16 protein-coding genes are annotated in these 20,622 nt (G+C 61.7%); 9 read left to right on the top strand and 7 right to left on the bottom strand.

From position 1 onward, the window contains the following. Nucleotides 1–347: 347 nt before the first annotated feature. A complete protein-coding gene (locus tag DWV43_RS06040) occupies nucleotides 348–1,427 on the top strand; it encodes a Gfo/Idh/MocA family protein (RefSeq protein ID WP_117817332.1) in 1,080 nt (359 codons plus the stop codon). Nucleotides 1,428–1,430: 3 nt separating this feature from the next. Next, on the top strand, nucleotides 1,431–2,177 hold the full coding sequence (locus tag DWV43_RS06035) for a DeoR/GlpR family DNA-binding transcription regulator (protein WP_117817331.1): 747 nt from the start codon (nucleotides 1,431–1,433) through the stop codon (nucleotides 2,175–2,177). Nucleotides 2,178–2,580: 403 nt separating this feature from the next. Here the strand turns inward: DWV43_RS06035 and DWV43_RS06030 are convergent, their stop codons facing one another. Then, nucleotides 2,581–3,240 carry an RluA family pseudouridine synthase gene (locus tag DWV43_RS06030; RefSeq protein WP_233539213.1) on the bottom strand — a complete coding sequence of 220 codons (660 nt, stop codon included), beginning with the start codon at nucleotides 3,238–3,240 and terminating at the stop codon, nucleotides 2,581–2,583. A gap of 15 nt (nucleotides 3,241–3,255) precedes the next feature. Then, on the bottom strand, nucleotides 3,256–5,751 hold the full coding sequence (locus DWV43_RS06025; RefSeq protein ID WP_117817330.1) for a U32 family peptidase: 2,496 nt from the start codon (nucleotides 5,749–5,751) through the stop codon (nucleotides 3,256–3,258). A gap of 298 nt (nucleotides 5,752–6,049) precedes the next feature. Here DWV43_RS06025 and DWV43_RS06020 point away from each other — a divergent pair, with 298 nt between their 5' ends. Next, nucleotides 6,050–6,427 carry a RidA family protein gene (locus DWV43_RS06020; protein ID WP_117583058.1) on the top strand — a complete coding sequence of 126 codons (378 nt, stop codon included), beginning with the start codon at nucleotides 6,050–6,052 and terminating at the stop codon, nucleotides 6,425–6,427. Nucleotides 6,428–6,539: 112 nt separating this feature from the next. On the opposite strand, the gene DWV43_RS06015 is transcribed toward DWV43_RS06020, so the two are convergent. Next, nucleotides 6,540–7,196 (bottom strand): transcriptional regulator, encoded by a 657-nt coding sequence (locus DWV43_RS06015; protein WP_233505654.1) that lies wholly within the window; start codon nucleotides 7,194–7,196, stop codon nucleotides 6,540–6,542. Nucleotides 7,197–7,547: 351 nt separating this feature from the next. On the opposite strand from DWV43_RS06015, the gene DWV43_RS06010 reads away from it, so the two are divergent. The 6 genes from DWV43_RS06010 (at nucleotide 7,548) to DWV43_RS05985 (ending at nucleotide 18,035) form a co-directional block, all read left to right on the top strand. Continuing rightward, complete coding sequence (locus tag DWV43_RS06010) at nucleotides 7,548–8,942, top strand: uracil-xanthine permease family protein (RefSeq protein ID WP_055285183.1); 1,395 nt, start codon at nucleotides 7,548–7,550, stop codon at nucleotides 8,940–8,942. A 195-nt stretch (nucleotides 8,943–9,137) separates the two neighbouring features. Continuing rightward, nucleotides 9,138–10,493, top strand: coding sequence for a putative aminohydrolase SsnA (gene ssnA, locus DWV43_RS06005; RefSeq protein WP_117583057.1), 1,356 nt, complete (start codon nucleotides 9,138–9,140; stop codon nucleotides 10,491–10,493). Nucleotides 10,494–10,641: 148 nt separating this feature from the next. Further along, nucleotides 10,642–13,641: a putative selenate reductase subunit YgfK gene (gene ygfK, locus DWV43_RS06000; protein ID WP_117817329.1), complete on the top strand. Its 3,000-nt coding sequence runs from the start codon at nucleotides 10,642–10,644 to the stop codon at nucleotides 13,639–13,641. A gap of 11 nt (nucleotides 13,642–13,652) precedes the next feature. Then, nucleotides 13,653–14,132 (top strand): 4Fe-4S binding protein, encoded by a 480-nt coding sequence (locus tag DWV43_RS05995; protein WP_117802959.1) that lies wholly within the window; start codon nucleotides 13,653–13,655, stop codon nucleotides 14,130–14,132. Between the two features lie 12 nt (nucleotides 14,133–14,144). Beyond that, entirely contained in the window at nucleotides 14,145–16,922 is a 2,778-nt protein-coding gene (xdh, locus tag DWV43_RS05990) for a selenium-dependent xanthine dehydrogenase (protein WP_117817328.1), read from the top strand. Between the two features lie 291 nt (nucleotides 16,923–17,213). Then, complete coding sequence (locus DWV43_RS05985) at nucleotides 17,214–18,035, top strand: 3'-5' exonuclease (RefSeq protein WP_158569837.1); 822 nt, start codon at nucleotides 17,214–17,216, stop codon at nucleotides 18,033–18,035. Nucleotides 18,036–18,113: 78 nt separating this feature from the next. Here DWV43_RS05985 and DWV43_RS05980 read toward each other — a convergent pair whose 3' ends face one another. From DWV43_RS05980 to DWV43_RS05965, 4 genes are all read right to left on the bottom strand, one after another. After that, entirely contained in the window at nucleotides 18,114–18,293 is a 180-nt protein-coding gene (locus tag DWV43_RS05980; protein WP_117639623.1) for a hypothetical protein, read from the bottom strand. A gap of 30 nt (nucleotides 18,294–18,323) precedes the next feature. Further along, a complete protein-coding gene (locus DWV43_RS10180; RefSeq protein WP_158549261.1) occupies nucleotides 18,324–18,479 on the bottom strand; it encodes a hypothetical protein in 156 nt (51 codons plus the stop codon). A 365-nt stretch (nucleotides 18,480–18,844) separates the two neighbouring features. Then, entirely contained in the window at nucleotides 18,845–19,831 is a 987-nt protein-coding gene (locus tag DWV43_RS10175) for a hypothetical protein (RefSeq protein WP_158569836.1), read from the bottom strand. 123 nt (nucleotides 19,832–19,954) lie between these two features. Next, nucleotides 19,955–20,608 carry a transcriptional regulator gene (locus DWV43_RS05965; protein WP_117583047.1) on the bottom strand — a complete coding sequence of 218 codons (654 nt, stop codon included), beginning with the start codon at nucleotides 20,606–20,608 and terminating at the stop codon, nucleotides 19,955–19,957. Nucleotides 20,609–20,622: the final 14 nt, after the last annotated feature.

Below are 20,622 nucleotides of genomic sequence, written 5' to 3'. Positions count from 1 at the left end.
TTTCATGCAGCAGGGGCTCTCAATGTTTTTATGTCCTGCTCATATCGTCTCTGTCGGCAGTTTGGGACGGTCCTTAGAGCTGCAGTGCGCCATGAGCGACGAGGCGAAGCGGATCATCCTGTCTTTCGAGTTCTAAGCAGAATTCCCCGTCTCCGAGTAATGATTAGTGCGCATTTGTGCGTATTTGCGTGCGTAGGATTGCGTGGCTATGCGTGTATAAGCGCCGTCTGCGGCTGTATTTTGACCATTTGGCGGTTATATACGCAAAAGCACGCACATACGCGCTAATTTGTGCGAATATAGAGCTGTCAGAAATGCAAGACGTTCTATGACACAGGAGACACATAATGGCAGATTCCAAGCAGGCTCCACTCGACTCCGCGGCAGCAGCAAAGGCAGCGTTCGCTTCGGTTCAGGACAAGCCGTTCCCTAACGACATCTTTACGGCACCCGAGCTTCGCTGGGCTGTAATCGGTTGCGGCGTTATCGCCAACCAAATGGCCCAGTCCCTCGCTCTGGCCGGTCGCAAGCTTGCGGGTGTCGCCAACCGTACGCTGTCCAAGGCCCAGGCTTTTGCCGAGCAGTATGGTGTCGATAAGGTGTATGAGACGGTTGAGGACCTCTACGCCGATCCGGACATCGATGCCGTCTATATCACCACACCGCACAACACGCATATCACCTATCTGCGTGCCGCGCTGGCCGCCGGCAAGCACGTGCTCTGCGAGAAGGCCATTACCCTCAACTCTGCCGAGCTCGACGAGGCCCGCGCCATCGCCGATGATCACAACGTGGTCCTTATGGATGCCACCACGGTGCTCCACATGCCGCTGTATCAGGAGCTGCGCCGTCGCATGGATGCTGGCGACTTTGGCCGCATGAACCTCGCCCAGCTTAACTTTGGCAGCTATAAGGAGTACGGCGACCTGACCAACCGCTTCTACAACCGTAGTCTTGCTGGCGGCGCCATGCTCGATATCGGCGTGTATGCCCTGTCCGTCATGCGCCTGTTTATGGCCAGCCAACCCGCCGAGGTCGTGTCTCTGGGCAATACCTGCGAGACTGGCGTTGACGTCGCGGGTGGCATTGTCTGCCGTAATGCCGAGCAACAGCTGGGCGTCGTGAGCCTTACGCTCCACTCCAAGCAGCCCAAGCGCTCGGTCATCAGCTTCGATAAGTGCTATATCGAGGTCAACGAATATCCGCGTGCCGATCATGCGACGATCGTGTGGACTGCGGACGGTCATCGCGAGGAGGTCGCCGCGGGCACCGAGGCTTACGCCCTATGCTACGAGATGGCTGACCTCGAGAAGGCCGTCGCCGGAGATGATTCCAAGCGTGAGCTTCTGGATTATGCTTCTGATGTTATGGAGCTGATGACCAAGCTCCGTGCCGATTGGGGAGTCGTCTACCCCGAGGAGGAGTAAGCGATGCTCGCGGAAGATAGGCTCAATGCGATCGTGTCGATGGTGCAGCAGGCTGGCTCAGTAACGGTGCCAGAGCTTGCCGATGCCCTGGGTGTGACGGCTTCTACCATTCGACGCGACCTGCAGACACTTGACCGAGCGCACCGCATCGCCAAGGTGCACGGCGGCGCGACAAGCCTTGAGCGCGCGCACGTGACGCGCGACTTAACGATCAGTGAGCGCAGTGATCTCCATAACGACGACAAGGAGCGCATCTGCGCTCGCGCCGCGGCGCTCGTGGAGCCCGAGAGCTTTGTGTACATCGATTCGGGTTCGACGACGCTCAGGCTCATCGAGCATCTTCCGCGCCTTGACGGCGTCACCTATGTGACCGACTCCGTGCTCCATGCTCAGCATCTCGCCCTGCGCGGCATGCGCACCGTGGTGCTGGGTGGCGAGCTCAAGCCCGAGACCGAGGCGCTCGTTGGCCCCGATGCCTTGGCAACTCTAGACCGCTATAACTTCAACTGCGGCTTTTGGGGTTCCAACGGCATTGCTGCCGAGCAGGGCTTTACGACGCCCGATATCGAGGAAGCGCAAGTAAAGCGTATGTCGATGCGCCATACGGCCAAACGTTACGTAATCTCGGACGCCAGCAAATTTGGCATGGTGGCGCCCGTCAAGTTCGCGGACTTCCGCGATGCAACGATCATCACCGCGGGCGAGGTGCCCGCCAAGTACCAGGCGATGGAAAACGTCATCACGGTCTAGCAACGGGGCGAAGTAAGGCCAAAACCATTTAGTTTTCTCAATAGAAAAGCGGCAACATCCATTACGGGCGTTGCCGCTTTCGTTGTCTACCGGTTTTGTCTAAGTCTGTAACAACTAGACCGTTAAAAGTGGGTTAGATGTTACAGATGAGATTGTTTGGGGCGACGCTGGTGGTTTGTCTAAATCTATAACATCTGAGGCTGATTTTGCCGAGTTACTGTTACAGATTGAGATTTTCCCTTGAGGGGGATTCGAATGTCTCGATCTGTAACAGATAGACCGGAAAATGGGCTCTAACTGTTACAGATCGAGACGTTTTGGGACCGCGGCTGAGTCATCGTGGCGGCATGACGTTTGACCAGATAAAACCTGTCAAAATAAACCTGTCCCTTTTTGGCAGGATTTAGGGCTCCCAGGGGCAGGGGGCTTCGATGTGGATGTGCTCGCCGGTTGCGGGATGCGTGAAGGATACGCTGTGGGCGTGGAGCATCAGGCCGCAGGGACGCGGCGTTCCGTACAGGTCGTCGCCAATCAAGGGATGATGCTCGCTTGCCAGGTGCACGCGGATCTGGTGCTTGCGGCCGGTGAGCAGCTCGACATCAATATACGAGCGCGTAGGCAGGCCACGGCGGCTCTTAAGGCGCTTGAGTACCTTGACGCGCGTCTGAGACGGCTTGCCGCTGGCGCCAACGCGCATCTTGCGGCTATCGTGGCGGTCGCGGGCGATAGGCTTGTCGATGAGCTTCTCGTTCCAGTCGATTTTGCCCTCGGCGAGCGCTAGGTAGTGCTTTTCGAACGCGTGGTCGATAATCATCTGGTCAAAGGCGGGCTGCGTCTGCTTGTCGAGTGAGAACAGCACCACGCCGGTGGTGTCGCGGTCCAAGCGGTTGAGCGGCTGCATGTCGGTCGCGGCAAAGCCGTCGCCCATCGCCAGCAGCAGGTCGCTGGCGTAGTCGGTGAGCGTGCGCTCGCCGGTGCCGTCGCCGTGGACGATCATGCCGGCGGGCTTGTCGATGGCCATGAGCCAGGCGTCGCAGTAGAGGACTTGAGGTTCTTCGTTCACGTGTAAGCCTTTCGGTTAGCTGATTCCCACAAACATGCAGCCCGAGGTGGCACCGCGCAGGCGGGCGGCGGGCTTGCGGCCGGCTTGCGCTGCCTCGACGGCGCGGCGGACGCGAGCGGTGGCGCGGCCCACCTCATCCGTCTCGAGCAGTGTGCCGTCCACCATAAGACGACGGACGCCGGCGTCGAGCAGCTGTGGTACCTGCGGCGTGAGGTCGATGGGGTAGGCGTCGTACAAGCGTGAGCGGCCGTGGATGTCGGTACGCACGGGCATGACCTTTCCGTCGATATTCTTGAGCGAGAGCTTACGGGCACGCAGGCGGCAGCTGGCACAATCGTGGATGCAACCGTTGGCAACCTGCAGAATGCAATGCTCGCTTGTCATAACGCGCGGGCGGCCAAAGACGGTGATGCCTAGAGCCGCGGGCGCGGCGGCGCCGAGCGAGACAATCTCGTCGAGCGTGATCTCGGGCGAGAGCCAAAACGCACCGGCTCCGCGCTCGGCAAGCGCCTCCATGCAGGGCGTGTTGTGCACCGGCAGGCAAGAGCGAATCTCGGCCGTGGCGCCAACCTGGGCGGCCAGGGCAAGCTCGGAGATGTTGCCAATAGCGACCGTGGCGCCGGCAACAACCCATGGGTCAACGCGGACGTGGTCAACGGCGCGGCAGACCTCGTCGAGTGCGGGCACAATACCCTGCTCAAATGCATCGGCAGGGGAGAGTCCGACAGCCTCGAGCGCGTCGGTGGTCATGTAGATGCGCGTTGCACCCTCCGCGCGAGCGGCCTCGGCGGCCTCGAGCGAGGTGACGGTAGCGCAGATCTGCGGCTCATCGCGGTAGTGCTCGGGCGCGGGGCGGGAATCATTGGTGACAATCGCCGGTAGCTCGAGCGTGCGGGCGCGCTCCTCGTACGGTGCCAGAATGGCCTCTTCCAGCGCCTTACAAGCGGCGGCGCGCACCTTGTGCACGGCGGAAAAGCCCATGCCGCAACTCTCGTCGAGGGCCACGTCAAAGCTCGCGGCCTCAAAGGGAGAGGAGCCCATGCGCCCGACGTGCTCAACCAGATCGGATGCCTCGACGGCGCGGGTCTTGGCGGCCTCGACGGTGAAGCCCGTGGCGGTGGCGGTGAGCGCGGGGTCGTCACAGCAGGTGAGCGTGACAGTAAACGGCTTGCCCAGGCGCGCCACGACGGATACATCAACAGCTCGGCGGCGCAGCACATCGCGCTTGAGCGCGGCGCTGGCAGCGTCAATAGCGCGCTGGCTTCGAATCACGCGCACGCGGCAGCCCTCGGGCATGCTACGGGGCACGCGACACTCGATAACATCGCCGGCAGCGGCATCATCGGCGGCGATGGTGGTCAGGAACTGGTCGAACTCATCGTCGTGGCGAAGCTCCAGCAGGTCGCCCTTGCCCACGGGCTCAAACAACTCAATGCGGGCGATGGCGGCGCGGCGACGGCGGTCGTCGGGCTTGAGCCCGCGCACATCGCGGTTGGCCAGGTGGCTGCCGAGCACCGTGCCCACGATCTGGCCGCGGTTGTTGGAGCGCTCGTAACTCATCATCTCGTCACCCGAGGTACCGTCCTGATAGGCGTGCGTAAAGTCGCGGTTAAAGCAGCGCTTGAGCTGGCGCTGGCGGGCGGCTTCCTCGTCCTTGGCAACGGTGGCTCCGGATAGCATGTCGTCAATTTCGTGACGATACACATCAACGATGGAGTACACGTAATCGGGCGCCTTCATGCGGCCCTCGAGCTTGAGCGACGCGGCGCCGGCGTCATACAGACGGCGAACAAGCTGCGAGGTGTTGGTGTCACGCGGGCACAGCGCGCGCTCGCGACCGGCAGGGGAGAGCGAGCGACCGTTCTCGTCGATCAGCTCGTAGGGCAAGCGGCAGGGCTGGGCGCACATGCCACGGTTGGCCGATCGTCCCGCCATGGCAAAGCTCGAAAGCAGACACAGGCCCGAATAGCAAAAGCAGATGGCGCCATGGCTAAAGACCTCAAGGTCCACATCGGGCGCGGCATCGTGAATGGCGGCAATCTCGTCGATGGAAAGCTCGCGCGAGAGGGTCACGCGGTCGGCGCCCTGCTCGCGGCACCAAAGGGTTCCGCGGTCGTCGTGGATGTTCGTCTGGGTCGAGATATGCGTCTCGATGCTGGGCATCGTGCGTTTGACCTCAAAGAACAGGCCCCAGTCTTGGATGATAAAGGCGTCGGCGCCCAGCGTGGAGCAGCGATGGATGAGCTGCAGCGCATCGCTCATCTCGGATTCCTTGATGACGATGTTGACCGTGACGTAGACGCGCGAGCCGGCCAGATGCGCGGCGCGGCAGGCCTGCTCAAAGGCCTCGTCGGTAAAGTTGGTGGCCTTGCGGCGGGCGTTGAAGCTGCCCATGCCGCAGTAGATGGCGTCTGCCCCGGCGGCGAGTGCGGCGGCAAAGGGCTCGGGCCCTCCGGCGGGCGCCAAAAGCTCGGGTCTGCGGTTGGTGGTTCGACTGGCGGTTGCGGTCATATCCTGCCTTTCAAAATGCTCAGATAATCAAAAGTATAGTGGTGCCGTCGCGGCAGGCGATGCCCGTGCTCTAAGCGGGATAAAGTCTTCAGCAGCTTGGACTGGCTGCTTCACATGAGAACCGTTCAGCGGTCCGGGGAAACCGTTGGGCGATAAAATATTCTCGCAACGTGATAATAATCTTGCATCGCGCGGACACCTTGAGTACTATCCCAATCAAGCGCGGTGTTCAGACCGAACTGTGCCTCCCGGTGTGAACGCCGCGCTCCCGTTCCCTTTTACTTGTAAGGAGAAAAACATGAGCAAGACCGTCGTGTCTTCCGATAACGCACCCGCAGCCATCGGCCCGTATTCCCCTGGTATCCAGACCGGCAACATGGTGTTCCTGTCCGGCCAGCTGGGCATCGATCCCGCAACTGGCAAGATGCCCGAGGGCGTCGAGGCCCAGGCCAAGCAGTCCCTTGCTAACGTCGAGGCCCTGCTGACCGCTGCCGGCGCCACCTTTGCCGATGTCGTCAAGACCACAGTCTACCTGGCTGACATTGCCGACTTCGCCGCCGTGAACGAGATCTACGCCTCCAAGTTCGAGGCCCCGTTCCCCGCGCGCAGCGCTTTCCAGGTTGCCTCTCTTCCGGCTGGCGGTCTGGTCGAGATCGAGGTCGTCGCCGCTCTCTAAGGCGTTGACCACAACTAAACATGACATGCAAAAAGACCCTGCAGCGCGTGCGAGCTGCAGGGTCTTTTGTCAGGTGACGAATCGCTTGTGGAGCCGCGCTCCATTTTGCTCGTTAGCCCTCCTTGCGGACTTTTTGCAGGTAGCGGTACACGCTGGGCTCCGAGATGCCCAACGCGGTGGCAGCGCAGGCCACGGCGCCCTTGAGCATGAACACCCCGTTGCCGTTGAGGTGGCGAATGACGTCCACGCGGTCGTTCTGACCAAGCGACGCTACATCCAGCCCGCGCGCGCTCAGCAACTCGGCAATGCTGCGGTCGATGAGCTCCTGGGTGGACTCCGAAAGGCTTTCGACCTCGATAGGGGCGGGCTCCGTGCGCGTCGGCGCTGCGTCGAAGCACGCCATGAGCTGCTGCGCCATGGCGTTGATGGAGCGTACGGTCGAGAGGTCGGTGTTGACGCAGAGCATACCGACGATCTCGTCATCCTCGCGGATAAAGAACGTCGCGGACTCCAACGTCTTGCCGCCGGCACCGCGCCCCTCGTAGCCCGTAATAAACGGCAGGTCGCGATACTTGGGGTCGTGCATGATCTTGAGCGCCAGATCGGTGGCGGGACCGCCGATCTTACGGCCGCTCACGATGCCGTTGCGAATATCGACGATGGCGTGGTCGGGATCCGAGAAATCGTGCAGCACGATTTCGCTGTTCTTACCGAGTATCTGCTCCAGGAAATCGACCATCGGCAAAAAGCGACGTACGGTCTCGTTCACGGGCAACTCCTTTGGGTGAAAGCGGAAGTTTCATAACAATTTTTTCTCATGGTAACACGCTGCTCATCATCTCGTATATCCGCAGGTACATGACGTAATGCAGACGAACGGTATGATTTTGGCGGTAAACGGTTGACCAAAAGAAAAGTTAGATGCTATTTTGACCAGACACTTTCCTGACCTGCGGAAATGCATTATCTCAGCTGAAGAATAGTCTGATAACAAAAAATTATTATTGAGAATGAGAATCATCTTTAATACGATATGCAACGAAGGCACAACCTCAACCCCGCACTGCGTCACAATAGAGCGTTAGATGCGAAAACAACTATTTCGAGGATTGGTGGTCAAATGACCCAGGAGACGGTTACGAACGGCACTGAAGCCCTGTTCACTCGTGAAGGCATGCCTCCCGTTAAGGAAATGATCCCGTGTGCCCTTCAGCACGTACTGGCATCGTTTGCCGGCATCATCACCCCGGCTGTCATCATGGCCGGCGTCTACGGCTTTAATAGCCAGCAGAGCACCGACATCATCCAGGTCGCGCTCATTCTTTCGGCGATCGACACGGCCCTTCAGGCCTTTGCCCCCTTCCGTCGCATCGGCGGCGGCCTGCCCATCGTCATGGGCGTTTCGTTCGCGTTCCTCCCGGCCCTGCAGGCCATGGGCGCCTCGGGCTTTAGCTTTGGCGCGCTGTTGGGCGGCGAGATTGTCGGCGGTGCCGTCGCGGTCCTCTTTGGTCTGGCCTACAGCAAGATTAAGTGGCTGTTCCCACCCGTCGTGACCGGTACGGTCATCTTCTCCATCGGCGTTTCGCTGTATCCCACGGCCGTCAAGTATATGGCCGGCGGTATGGGTACGCCACTGTGGGGCACCCCGCAGGCCTGGTGCGTCGCTCTTATCACCTTCGCCGTGGTCTTTGCGCTCGCCAACTTTGGCAAGGGCACGCTCAAGCTGGGATCCGTGTTCTTTGGCATGATCGTTGGCATGATCGTCTCCATCCCCTTTGGCATGATCGACTTCTCAAGCGTCGCCACCGCTCAGGTCTTCGCCCTTCCCAAGCTCATGCCCTATGCGCTCGAGTTTGATCCCGAGGTCTGCATTACCCTCGCCGTCGTGTTCCCCATGGTTGCCATCCAGGTTATCGGCGACGTCTCCGCCGCCTGCCTGGGCTCCATCGACCGTATGCCCACCGAGCGCGAGCTCTCCGGCGCTATCGTGTCCCAGGGCCTCACCTCTATGGTCGGCGGCCTGCTGGGCGGTCTTCCCACCAGCGCCCTTGGCCAGAACGTGGGCATCATCTGCTCCAACAAGGTCGTCAACAAGTGGGTCTTTGTGATCATCGCGGCCGTCTTTGCCATCGCCGGTCTGTTCCCGCAGCTCTCTGCCGTCCTTTCCGCTATCCCGCAGCCCGTCATCGGCGGCGCGACCGTCGGCGTCTTTGGCACCATTACCATGAACGGCGTGCGCATGTTCACCCGCGAGGGCCTCACGCAGCGCACTACCACCATCGTCGGTACCTCCGTCGTCTTTGGCCTGGGTATCTGGATGGCCAGCGGTTGCCTTGCCGGCGAGGGTATGCCCGCCTGGGTGTCCACCGTCATCGGCTCCAATGCCGTAACCCCCACCGCCATCATGGCCATCGTCCTTAACCTGATTCTTCCGCAGACGCCGGTCGTGGCTCAGCACATCGATGCTGCCAAGGACGCTGCCGTGGATCTGGTCTTGCCCGAGAGCAAGAAGTAACCAATTCGGTGCTATTCGTCGGCGGACGCATCGCCTCGTCCGCCGACGTCATGCGGCGTCAAGCCGCACTTCAAAGGGTTTGTCCCTTTGGTGAAGCGTTGACGGGAGAGGGCCCGTTTCCGGTGTAGGCCGGCGCTTCGCACTCCGCCATGTCAGAGGTGTCAAACCCCGCCTCTGATGTTGAAGGGAGCATCCATGCTTCTGGTCGCTAACGGTTCCGTTTTTACCCGCAACGCTCAGACCCCGTTTATTCCAAACGGTGCGGTCGCCATTGACGGAGATACGATCGTCGAAGTGGGCCCCGAGTGCGAGCTCAAGGTCAAGTACCCGGATGCCGAGTACGTCGACGCCCAGGGCAACCTCATCATGCCCGGACTCATCAATTGCCACACCCACATCTACTCGGGTCTGGCTCGCGGCCTTGCCATTAAGGGCTGCAACCCCACCAACTTCCTGGAGAATCTTGAGCAGCAGTGGTGGAAGATCGATGACAACCTGACGCTCGACGGCACCAAGGCCAGCGCCTATGCCACGATTCTGGACTCCATCCGCGATGGCGTCACAACGATCTTCGATCACCACGCGAGCTTCTGCGAGATCCCAGGCAGCCTCTTTACCATTAAGGATGCAGCTCAGGAGCTGGGCATGCGTTCGTGCCTGTGCTACGAGGTCTCCGACCGCCGCGGCCAGGAAAAATGCGACCAGGCCATTGCCGAGAACGCCGAGTTTGCCCAGTGGGCCGCCAAGGAGCGTCGCGATAACGACAATCACATGATCGCCGCCATGTTTGGCGGTCACGCCACCTTTACGCTTTCGGACGAGACCATGGACAAGATGGCCGAGGCCAACAACGGCCTGACCGGCTTCCACATCCATGTGTGCGAGGGCATGAATGACGTGTGGGACTCCCGTCTCAACCGTGGTGGCATCAGCCCCGTCGAGCGCCTGCTGCAGCACAATCTGCTGGGTCCCGACACCATGCTCGGCCACTGCATCCACGTGACGCCCGCCGAGATGGATATCGTCAAGGAGTCCGGCACCTGGCTGGTCAACAACCCCGAATCCAATATGGGCAACGCCGTGGGCTGCGCTCCCGTGCTCGAGTTCTTCCGCCGCGGCATCCCCGTGTGCATGGGCACCGACGCCTACACCCACGATATGCTCGAGAGCCTCAAGGTCTTCCTGATCATTCAGCGCCACAACGCCGCCATGCCCAACGTGGGCTGGTGCGAGGCCATGACCATGCTGTTCGAGAACAACGCCAAGATGGCGAGCAAGTACTTCGATCGCAAGCTCGGTGTGCTCGAGGCCGGTGCTGCCGCCGACGTCATCGTTATGGACTACAAGCCCTTTACGCCGCTGAGCGAGGAGAACATCGACGGCCACATGCTCTTTGGCATGATGGGCAAAAATTGCCGCACCACCATCATCAACGGCCGCGTCCTGTACAAGGATCGCGAGTTCGTTGGCATTGATGAGGACAAGATCAACGCGTGGACCATGGCCGAGTCCAAGAAGCTCTGGAGCACGCTCAACGATCGCGCCTACTAATTACAAGTAGATTTGCGCGCGTCAGATGTTTCGCCGCATCCGACGCGCGTATAGGCGACCTCCGCGGGGTCGCCGGCGCTGTGCTAGCGCTACACCGTATTTGCGCCCGCCGCGCGGTCTCGCCGGGCGTTACAGAGAGGAGCTCACTATGAGCGACATCATGAGGCCGATCCCGTTTTCGCAGCTGATGAACTGGATCATCGAGGAGCACAAGACTCAGGGCGCCGTCTTTGGCGTGCGCAAGATGGCCACGACCAACCAGGAGGGCGCGCTTCCCATTTTTGACGAGCGCATCGAGACTCCGTTTGGCCCGGCCGCCGGCCCCAATACACAGCTTGCCCAGAACATCGTGGCCTCTTATGTGGCCGGTTCTCGCTTCTTTGAGCTCAAGACCGTCCAGGTTATGGACGGCGAGGAGCTTTCCCGTTGCGTCAACAAGCCCTGCATTGTGGCGCAGGACGAGTGCTACAACTGCGAGTGGTCGACCGAGCTCGAGGTTCCGCAGGCCTTTGCCGAGTACGTGAAGGCATGGTTCGCCTGCCACCTGATCGCTCGCGAGTACGGCCTGGGTAGCCCGGACGGCTTTGTCTTCAATATGTCCGTGGGCTATGACCCGGAGGGCATCAAGAGCCCCAAGGTCGACGCCTACATCGAGGGCATGAAGGACGCCAGCGGATCTGACGTCTGGAACGAGTGTCGCACATGGGCGCTCGCCAATCTGGACCAGTTTGAGCATGTCGATGCCGCGTTTGTCGAGTCCATTCCGGCGCGCGTCTCCAACTCTATCACCGAGTCTACCCTGCACGGTTGCCCGCCAGCGGAGATCGAGCGCATCGCGACCTATCTGATCACCGAGAAGGGCCTCAACACCTACATCAAGTGCAACCCCACGCTGCTGGGCTATGAGTTTGCCCGCCAGCGTCTGAATGAGCTGGGCTTTGACTACATCGTCTTCGACGATACGCACTTCCGCGAGGACCTGCAGTGGGCCGACGCCGTGCCCATGTTCGAGCGCCTGATTGCCCTGTGCGCCGAGCGCGGCCTGGAGTTTGGCGTCAAGCTGACCAACACGTTCCCCGTCGACGTGACGAGGAACGAGCTGCCTTCTACCGAGATGTACATGTCCGGCCGTTCGCTGTTCTCGCTGACCATCGAGGCCGCCCGCCGCATTACCGAGCAGTTCGATGGCAAGCTGCGCATCAGCTACTCCGGCGGTGCCACGGTCTACAACATCCGCGCTCTGTACGATGCCGGTATTTGGCCCGTTACCCTGGCGACCGACGTGCTCAAGCCCGGTGGCTACGAGCGCTTTAGCCAGATGGCCGGCGAGTTTACCGACCTGGATGGCAAGCCGTTCGCGGGCGTCTCTCTCGAGGCCGTGACCGCGATCCAGACCGACTCGCTCACCAACCCGCTCTATAAGAAGCCGCTGCGCCCGCTGCCCGACCGCAAGGTCGCCGGCAAGAGCCCGCTTTCCGACTGCTTTACCACGCCGTGCCGCACGAGCTGCCCCATCCAGCAGGATATTCCCGCCTATCTGGCGGCTGTTGACGAGGGCCGTTACGAGGACGCACTCAACATCATCATCGAGCGCAACGCCCTGCCGTTCATTACCGGCACCATCTGCCCGCATCCCTGCGGCCGTGCCTGCGAGCGTGCGTTCTACGAGCCCGAAGGCGCCCAGATCCGCGCCAGCAAGCTCAAGGCCGCCCGCGAGGCCATGACCGCCGTGCTGCCCAAGCTGCGCGCCCAGGCCGTCGCCAACGACGGCGAGCGCAACGTTGCCGTTATCGGCGGCGGCCCGGCCGGTCTGGCGACGGCGTTCTTCCTGACGCGTGCCGGCGTGCCCGTCACCATCTTTGAGGCCCGCGACTCTCTTGGCGGCGTGGTCCGTCACGTAATCCCCGAGTTCCGTATCGCGAGCGACGATATCTCCCACGACGCCGAGCTCTGCCTGGCCTTTGGCGCCAAGGTGCAGCTCAACGCTCGCGTTGATTCCATTGACGAGCTCAAGGCCCAGGGCTTTACCGACGTGGTCGTGGCCACCGGTGCCTGGATGCCCGGCTCTGCGGGCTTGGGCGAGGGTGCCGAGCTCGATGTGCTGGAGTTCCTCGAGGCCGCCAAGAAGGGCGAGAAACTCGAGCTGGGCGAGGATGTCGTGGTCATCGGCGCCGGCAATACCGCTATGGACGCGGCCCGCGTGGCCAAGCGCCTGGCTGGCGTGAAGAACGTGCGCCTGGTGTATCGCCGCACCAAGAAGCAAATGCCCGCCGACGAGGAAGAGCTCGATCTTGCTCTTGCTGACGGCGTTGAGTTCTGCGAGCTGCTGGCGCCCAAGGCGCTCAACGGCGCCGTGCTGACCTGCGATGTTATGGAGCTTGGCGAGCCGGATGCAAGCGGCCGTCGCAGCCCTGTCGCCACGGGCGAGACCGTCGAGCTTCCCGCCACCACGGTGATCTGCGCCGTGGGCGAGGGCATCGATGCCAGCCTGTACGATGCCGCGGGCGTCGAGCACGACCGTCGCGGCCGCCTTGCCGCCACCTCCACCGGCGTCGAGGGCGTCTGGGCTGCCGGTGACTGCCGTCGCGGTCCGGCCACCGTGGTCGAGGCTATCGCCGACGCCGCCGAGGTCGCCCGTGCCATCGCTGGCGTGGACTTTAACAAGTACGCCGACCAGAATGCTCAGGCCGGTCGCGAGGACGCCTGCTACGAGCGCAAGGGGTCGCTGTGCCGCGACAAGCGCAATTGCACCAAGACCCGCTGCCTAGGCTGCGGCTCGGTGTGCGAGGTCTGCTGCGACGTATGCCCCAACCGCGCCAACGTGGCAATTAAGGTGCCGGGCCTGGCCAAGCACCAGGTCGTCCATGTCGACGGCATGTGCAACGAGTGCGGCAACTGCGCCGTGTTCTGCCCCTACCAGGAGGGTCGTCCCTACAAGGACAAGCTAACCCTGTTCTGGAGCGAGCAGGACATGGAGAACTCCGAGAACGAGGGCTTCCTGGCCGTGGACGAGGATCACTTTAAGGTCCGCGTCGCCGGCACGGTCCGCACCGTCTCGGTCGATGCCGTCAACACCGGTCTGCCCGAGGCCGTCCGCCTGACCATCAAGGCCGTGCGCGACAGCTATCCGTACCTTCTTAAGAAATAGGCGAGTCTCTTATGGCCAAATCCATTCAACATAACGTGGCCTACGTTGCCTGCGGAAGCGGTTGCGCCTCCGCAGGCGGCGACGCCCGCTGCAGCGAAGGCTGCATTGGCTGTGGCGCCTGCGTCACGGCCTGCCCCTACGGTGCCATTGCGCTGGTCGACGGCATCGCCCGCGTGGATCGCTCCAAGTGCACGGGCTGTGGCCTGTGCGGCATGGCGTGCCCGCAGCGCGTGATTGCCTTCGTGCCCGGCTACCAGAATATCCTGGTGCGCTGCAACAACACCGATAAGGGCGCCATCGCCCGCAAGATCTGCGACACGAGCTGCATCGGTTGCGGCATGTGCGCCAAAAAGTGCCCCGCCGGCGCTATCCGCATCGAGGACAACTGCGCCCATATCGACGGCGCGGACTGCCTGTCGTGTGGCATGTGCGCTGTCGTCTGCCCGCATGGCGCCATCCACGACCGCACCGGCATCGCCGCCGGCGTGTAGAAGGGAATCACCATGGCACAGGAATTCACTTTTACCGTTAACGGCGTCGAGCGCACGACGACCCAAAACAAACCGCTGCTGCGCTACCTACGCGATGACCTGCATATCCATTCCGCCAAGGACGGCTGCTCCGAAGGCGCTTGCGGCACCTGCACCATCCATGTGGACGGTGCGGCCGTCAAGGCGTGCGTACTGACCACCGCTCTTGCCGCCGGCCGTAACATCGTGACCGTTGAGGGCCTGCCCCAGGACGTGCGCGAAGCCTTTGTGTACGCCTTTGGTGCCGTGGGCGCCGTGCAGTGCGGTTTTTGCATCCCCGGTATGGTCATGGCGGGTGCAGCGCTCATCGCCGAGGACTCCGAGCCCACCGAGGAGCAGATCAAGTACGCCATTCGCGGTAACGTCTGCCGCTGCACCGGCTACAAAAAGATTATCGAGGGCATCTCGCTGGCCGCTGCGGTGCTCCGTGGCGAAAAGCAGATCGACAAGGACCTGGAGCGCGGCGATGACTACGGCGTGGGCAAGCGCGCCTTCCGTATTGACGTGCGCAAGAAGGTGCTCGGTGAGGGCAAGTACCCCGACGATATCGACGAGCTCGATCAGCCGGGCCTGACCTATGCCAGCGCCGTGCGCTCCAAGTATCCGCGCGCCCGCGTGCTCTCCATCGACACCTCCAAGGCCGAGGCCCTGCCCGGTGTGGTGGGCATCCTGCGCGCCGAGGACGTGCCGGTCAACCAGGTCGGCCACCTTATCCAGGACTGGGACGTCATGATCGCGGCGGGCGATATCACCCGCTGCGTGGGCGATGCCATCGTGCTGGTGGTTGCCGAGGACGAAGCGACGCTCGAGAAGGCTAAGAAGCTCGTAAAGATCGATTACGAGCCGCTGGAGCCCGTGCGTAACATTGTCGAGGCCAGGGCTGCTGACGCCCCGCGCCTGCACGACAGCTTCTTTGCCTTTGGCAACACGGTAGAGCTCAAGGACAACGTGTGCCAGAGCCGCCATGTGACGCGCGGCGACGCCGCCAAGGCGTTGGCGGAGAGCGCATTTACCGTGACGCAGCGCTTTACCACGCCCTTTACCGAGCATGCCTTCTTGGAGCCCGAGTGCGCCGTCGCCTTCCCGTACAAGAACGGCGTCAAGGTGCAGTCGACCGACCAGGGTGCCTACGATACGCGCAAAGAGTGCGCCCACATGTTTGGCTGGGATAGCGAACCCGAGCGTGTGGTCGTCGAGACCATGCTCGTGGGTGGCGGCTTTGGCGGTAAGGAGGACGTTTCGGTCCAGCACCTGGCCGCGCTCGCCGCATATAAGTTCCAGCGTCCTGTGAAGTGCAAGCTCACGCGTGCCGAGTCGCTCGCTTTCCATCCCAAGCGTCATGCGATGGACGGCACCTTTACGCTGGGCTGCGACGCCGAGGGCATCTTTACCGGCCTGGACTGCGAGATCAACTTTGACACCGGCGCCTACGCGTCGCTGTGCGGCCCGGTGCTCGAGCGCGCCTGCACGCATGCCGTCGGCCCCTACAAGTACCAGAACACCGACATCCGCGGCTTCGGCTACTACACTAACAACCCGCCCGCCGGCGCGTACCGAGGCTTTGGCGTTTGCCAGTCCGAGTTTGCGCTCGAGAGCCTGATCGACCTGCTGGCAGAGAAGGTTGGCCTGGATCCGTGGGAGATTCGCTACCGAAACGCCATCGAGCCGGGCGAGGTTCTGCCCAACGGTCAGATTGCCGACTGCTCCACGGCGCTTAAGGAGACGCTGCTCGAGGTCAAGGATGCCTACTACGCGCATCCCGGCCACGCCGGCATTGCCTGCGCCATGAAGAACGCCGGCGTGGGCGTGGGTCTACCCGATGCCGGCCGCTGCAAGATTCGCGTCGAGGATGGCCGCGCCGTGGTCTACGCCGCCACGTCCGACATCGGCCAGGGCTGCAACACGGTCTTTTTGCAGGACGTTGCCGAGGCCTGCGGTCTGCCGCTGAGCTGCATCGCCAACGGCGAGTGCTCCACCGAGAACGCTCCCGACTCCGGCACCACGTCTGGCTCGCGCCAGACGGTCGTGACCGGCGAGGCCGTGCGCGGCGCCGCCTTCCTGCTGCGCGATGCTATGGTTGGCATCGAGGCCGGCAAGCCTGCACCCGATGCTCCCGTGAGTGCGCACGGCGACGGCGTCAAGATCGAGTATGACGACGGTCGCGCCTACCAGCTGCGCACACAGGAACTCGTCGCCGGCCAGGGTATGCATCCTCAGGACCCTGCGGCCACCATCAAGGCGCTCGAGGGATGCGAGTTTGGCTACGTGTATCTGGAGCCGACCGACAAGCTGGGCGCCGATGTTCCCAACCCCAAGAGCCACATCTGCTACGGTTTTGCCACACATGTGGTCATTCTGGATGATGACGGTCGCGTGAGCGAGGTCTATGCCGCACACGATTCCGGCAAGGTGGTCAACCCCATCTCCATCCAGGGTCAGATCGAAGGCGGCGTGCTCATGGGTATGGGCTATGCGCTGACCGAGGACTGGCCGCTCAAGGACTGCGTACCCCAGGCAAGGTACGGCACGCTCGGACTGTTCCGTGCGCCCGAGATTCCGGATATCCACGCCATCTACGTGGAGAAGGACGAGCTGCTGCCCGTGGCATACGGCGGCAAGGGCATTGGAGAGATCGCAACGATCCCCACGGCGCCCGCCGTGCAGAACGCCTACCGCGCATTCGACGGCAAGCTGCGTCCGGATCTGCCCATGGTGGATACGCCGTACAGCCGCGCTCGTCACCGCGGGTAGAGTAGAGCGCGGACGGCCATTACTGACGGGCTGTCCATGCTCAGCATCAACTGCATACGCTGCGCCTTTGGCCCCGGCTCCATCGCGAGCCGGGGCCTTTTGTTTGGAGCGGAAACTGCGTCCCGGAATTGGCGCTCAGAATGGGATGCGCTGCAGAGCCTCAAATGGAACATGCGTTCCAGGACCCGCAACGGCGCCGCCGCGCAATTTTGTGTCCGCACGGGCAGCTACACTTGCTGTGATATGACCGTTCGAGAAACGAGCGGCAAGCAACGGAGAGAGGCCCTAACCGTGTCAGCTGAAAAGATGCCGGGTGTCTCGGCTGTCGATACGACGAACTTTGCGCGCCAGATCGTGCTGGACTTTGAGTTTGCGCCGGTGCCAAAGCAGCGTCAGCGCCGTGGACTGTGCAATGAGATTATCGAGGCCGGCGCCGTCAAGCTCGATTACCACGGCAACGTTATGGGCGAGTTCTCGCAGTTTGTACAGACGGAATTTACCGAAGGCGTTGCGTTCCCCGTTCGCGAGCTCACAGGGATATCGGCCGTGGGCACCGCGATGGCCGATCCGCTCTACATGGTGATCAAAAGGCTCAGCGATTGGATCGGGCGCTACTCCGCCCAGGTGGTCTGTTGGAGCGGGGCGGATCGTCGACAGCTTTTGATCGAGTGCCAAGCAAAGCACATCGATCTTTCCGCATTTCCTACGGACTGGGCCGACCTGCAGGCGTTTTACACCTCGATCATGGACATGAGCAGCCACGGGTGCGTCTCTTTGAGTGACGCAGCGACGTGGTTTGGCATCGAGTTCGACGAGTCGACGGGTCACGCCCACAGCGCCCTAGCCGATGCGCGCGTGACCGCCAAGCTGCTCAAGCAGATGATGGACGGGGACTACCGCGTGAGCCCGCGCGCCCAGGAGGTCCGTCAACGGTGGGGGATGGGCGGGCGAGCTCAGACGCGCCTTTCCAGCAAGTGCTCCGAGCTGGGCGACCTGCTGCTAAAGCTGAAGGCGGAGGGGGTAGGCCTTTTGAGAACGCCATTCGGTTTGGCATGGCGGGGCTGTAAGCGCGAGCCCGCCCTGCTGTTTGAATCGAAGCGTCAACCAGTATGACGAGCTGTCTGGCCTGTCTGCCTACGCCCCCGCAATCCCGCGGGCCGCACTCAACAGCTCATACTCCCTCTGGCTCCACTAGTACAGCTCGGCCGTGCGTACGGCGTCGCGGCACAGGTCCAGGAATGCCTCGGCTCCCTCGCAGAAGCACTCTCGGGCAAAGGCGCCGGATCCGTCCGCAACGCATATGCCGTCAGCAAAGAGCTTCCAGCTAGACGGCTCGCGAGAGTCGTCTCCAAGCAGCTTGATCTGCAGCACGTGCGGGCTGCCGGCGGCGCAGAGTTCTTCCTAGAGCACCTGCACCGTAAAGCGCATCTGGTGGGAGAGGCTGCTCTTGATCATGGCCGAGGCGTAGCCATTTGGCTTATCCAGAAGATGCATGTGATTCGGTTTGACGATCAGGTTGTGGAAGTTACGCTCGCTGCGCACGGAGAAATTGTCCATACGGACTCCTTTCATCGATGTTGGCAGGGCCACCGTGCCTCTTGGCCGGTTGGCGTCGGGATCGTGGAGCCAACTCTCTACCCCGACTCTGGATATAATGCGCCCGCTCCTTGCGGGCAAGAGGAAGTCTATCAACGTGTACGGACAGAAATCAAGCGCCGCCTGCGAAATGACGCGTGAACGGCGTTGGTTTCCCAAGTGATTATTCGGCTTTCATCCGGAAAAGTGTCGAAATCAGCCGTGTAAAAGTACGGAAAAGTGTCGAAATAGGCACCTTAAAACTTCGGAAAAGTGTAGCTGGATGACAAAACAGCACTTAGAAGCCGGTGCTGGATGCGGGATCCTGCGGCCGCCTTCAGCTCTCGCTACTCATCGTCTCCGTCGTTGGGGTCGCCCTTGAGGGTGTTGATGTCCAGATACTCGTTATCGTCCTCTTTTTGCTGGGTCTCCGACTCCGCTTGGGTGGGGCCGGAGAACAGCCGGAATCCCTCAAACGCAATGACGCCGAGCAGGGCAATGACAATGGCGATAAAGGCAACCTTGACTGCCTGCGGAAATTCCGAGAAACGCAGCGCCTTTTCCTCGGCGTAATAATCGGCGAAGCGCTCTTCGCCCGTGCTTTTGGTATACGCCGGCGCGGACGCGGCCTCCGGGTCATATTCCGGTGCAGGCGTGGCAGCGTACGGATCGTTGAGATAATCGCTCGATGCGGTGCCATAATCCTCGGTCTCGATGCGATCGGTGCCAGTATAGCCATCGGAATAATCGGAATATGCCGCACCGCCCTCATAGTCCGCGGCGCTCGTGTTGGCGGCAAAAAGCGGGTTAACTGGAACGTCGAGCGCCGGCATGTCGGTAGAGGTCTCATCCAGATCGGCTGCAGCCCAGGAATCGTAGGCAACCTGATGGGCAACGGGCTCATCGAGCCTTGTGATCGGAGGCTTGCGTGCCGCAGGAACAGGCAACTGCTGGGCGCTGTACATAACGGTGCTGTCGGCCGATTTGCCCTGCGTCGCTGCAGCGAGAAATGCCGCCGTCTCGGACGGGTCGCTTGCGGGGTGGGGAGCGGGCGCGGGCGCCGAAATGGGTGCGGGCGTAGATGCGGGCGTCGAAACAGGCGGCTGCGCAGGAGTCGGCGCAGCCGCGGGCTTAGGCGCAAGTGCGGGATTGGGGCTTGACGGGCGAGCCCCACCGCCCATGAGTTCGTCGGCGGTCCACGGGCGATCATCCATCACGTCGTCAAGGCTCAGCGAAAACAGGTCGTCTTCACCCTCATCGAACATGCGGTGCACATGTCCACCAATTGCCGGAATCAATCCGCGACCGGTGCATGATGCCTTGCTCAACGCCATTCTATTCCACCCTTTCGAAATACTAATGACATCGATTATATGGAACTTCCCAAGCGGCTCGGTCTTGGATTCGAGCTTTCCAGAACTCGCGCCCAAAAGGGGAGGGGCAATCTAGGCGAGTGTCTACTTGTCGTCGGCCGCCGCCTTGGCCTCATTGAGGTAGCTATAGAAGCTGTACTTGGAGATGCCAAAGAACTCGCAGGCGCGCTCGCTCGACTTGGAAATGAGGAAGGCGCCGCGACGGTCGAGGTAGCCAATGGCGCGAATGCGCTCATCTTTGGTCATGAGCGCCGCGGGCTTGCCCACAAACTGCTCGCACTCGTGCAGCAGGTCCTCGAGCAGGTCGCCGATGTTCTTGGTAATGGGCTCGGGCTCGGTGTAGCCCGTGCCGCCGGTGCCGGTAAAGGCGTCGAGCGAACGCTCAAAAGCCTTCATAAGCGTAATGTCAAAGTTGATGCCCAAAATGCCGACGGGCTTGCCTTCGTCGTTGCGGATAAAGATGGTCGAGGACTTGAGCAGCTTGCCATCGGTGGTTTTGGTGAGGTATGGCTCGCGGTCGTGCACGTCGGTGGTGCCCTCGTGCATGGACTCAAACACAATATGGCTGGGGCCGTCACCCAGTTTGCGCCCGCTGACGTGGCCATTTTCGATCACTACGATGGAGTGGTCCACGTCCTCGGTCTCCAGATCGTGGACGACGACTTCGCAGTTGGGGCCAAATTGGAGCGCCAGACCGTGTGCAAGGCGCTTGTAAAACTCAATCTGTGCGGGGGTCATGGGTGCCTTCCTAA

The organism is Collinsella sp. AF05-9 (assembly GCF_003465595.1).
Classification (GTDB): domain Bacteria; phylum Actinomycetota; class Coriobacteriia; order Coriobacteriales; family Coriobacteriaceae; genus Collinsella.
Note: the sequence above shows the minus strand (reverse complement) of the source record. Positions and strands in the feature narration are given on the sequence as shown.

Excerpts from the sequence above, each read along its gene's own strand:
- DWV43_RS06040 (WP_117817332.1), top strand. The coding sequence starts at position 348 with ATGGCAGATTCCAAGCAGGCTCCACTCGACTCCGCGGCAGCAGCAAAG.
- DWV43_RS06035 (WP_117817331.1), top strand. The coding sequence starts at position 1,431 with ATGCTCGCGGAAGATAGGCTCAATGCGATCGTGTCGATGGTGCAGCAG.
- DWV43_RS06025 (WP_117817330.1), bottom strand. The coding sequence starts at position 5,751 with ATGACCGCAACCGCCAGTCGAACCACCAACCGCAGACCCGAGCTTTTG.
- DWV43_RS06020 (WP_117583058.1), top strand. The coding sequence starts at position 6,050 with ATGAGCAAGACCGTCGTGTCTTCCGATAACGCACCCGCAGCCATCGGC.
- DWV43_RS06010 (WP_055285183.1), top strand. The coding sequence starts at position 7,548 with ATGACCCAGGAGACGGTTACGAACGGCACTGAAGCCCTGTTCACTCGT.
- ssnA (WP_117583057.1), top strand. The coding sequence starts at position 9,138 with ATGCTTCTGGTCGCTAACGGTTCCGTTTTTACCCGCAACGCTCAGACC.
- ygfK (WP_117817329.1), top strand. The coding sequence starts at position 10,642 with ATGAGCGACATCATGAGGCCGATCCCGTTTTCGCAGCTGATGAACTGG.
- DWV43_RS05995 (WP_117802959.1), top strand. The coding sequence starts at position 13,653 with ATGGCCAAATCCATTCAACATAACGTGGCCTACGTTGCCTGCGGAAGC.
- xdh (WP_117817328.1), top strand. The coding sequence starts at position 14,145 with ATGGCACAGGAATTCACTTTTACCGTTAACGGCGTCGAGCGCACGACG.
- DWV43_RS10180 (WP_158549261.1), bottom strand. The coding sequence starts at position 18,479 with ATGGACAATTTCTCCGTGCGCAGCGAGCGTAACTTCCACAACCTGATC.
- DWV43_RS10175 (WP_158569836.1), bottom strand. The coding sequence starts at position 19,831 with ATGGCGTTGAGCAAGGCATCATGCACCGGTCGCGGATTGATTCCGGCA.
- DWV43_RS05965 (WP_117583047.1), bottom strand. The coding sequence starts at position 20,608 with ATGACCCCCGCACAGATTGAGTTTTACAAGCGCCTTGCACACGGTCTG.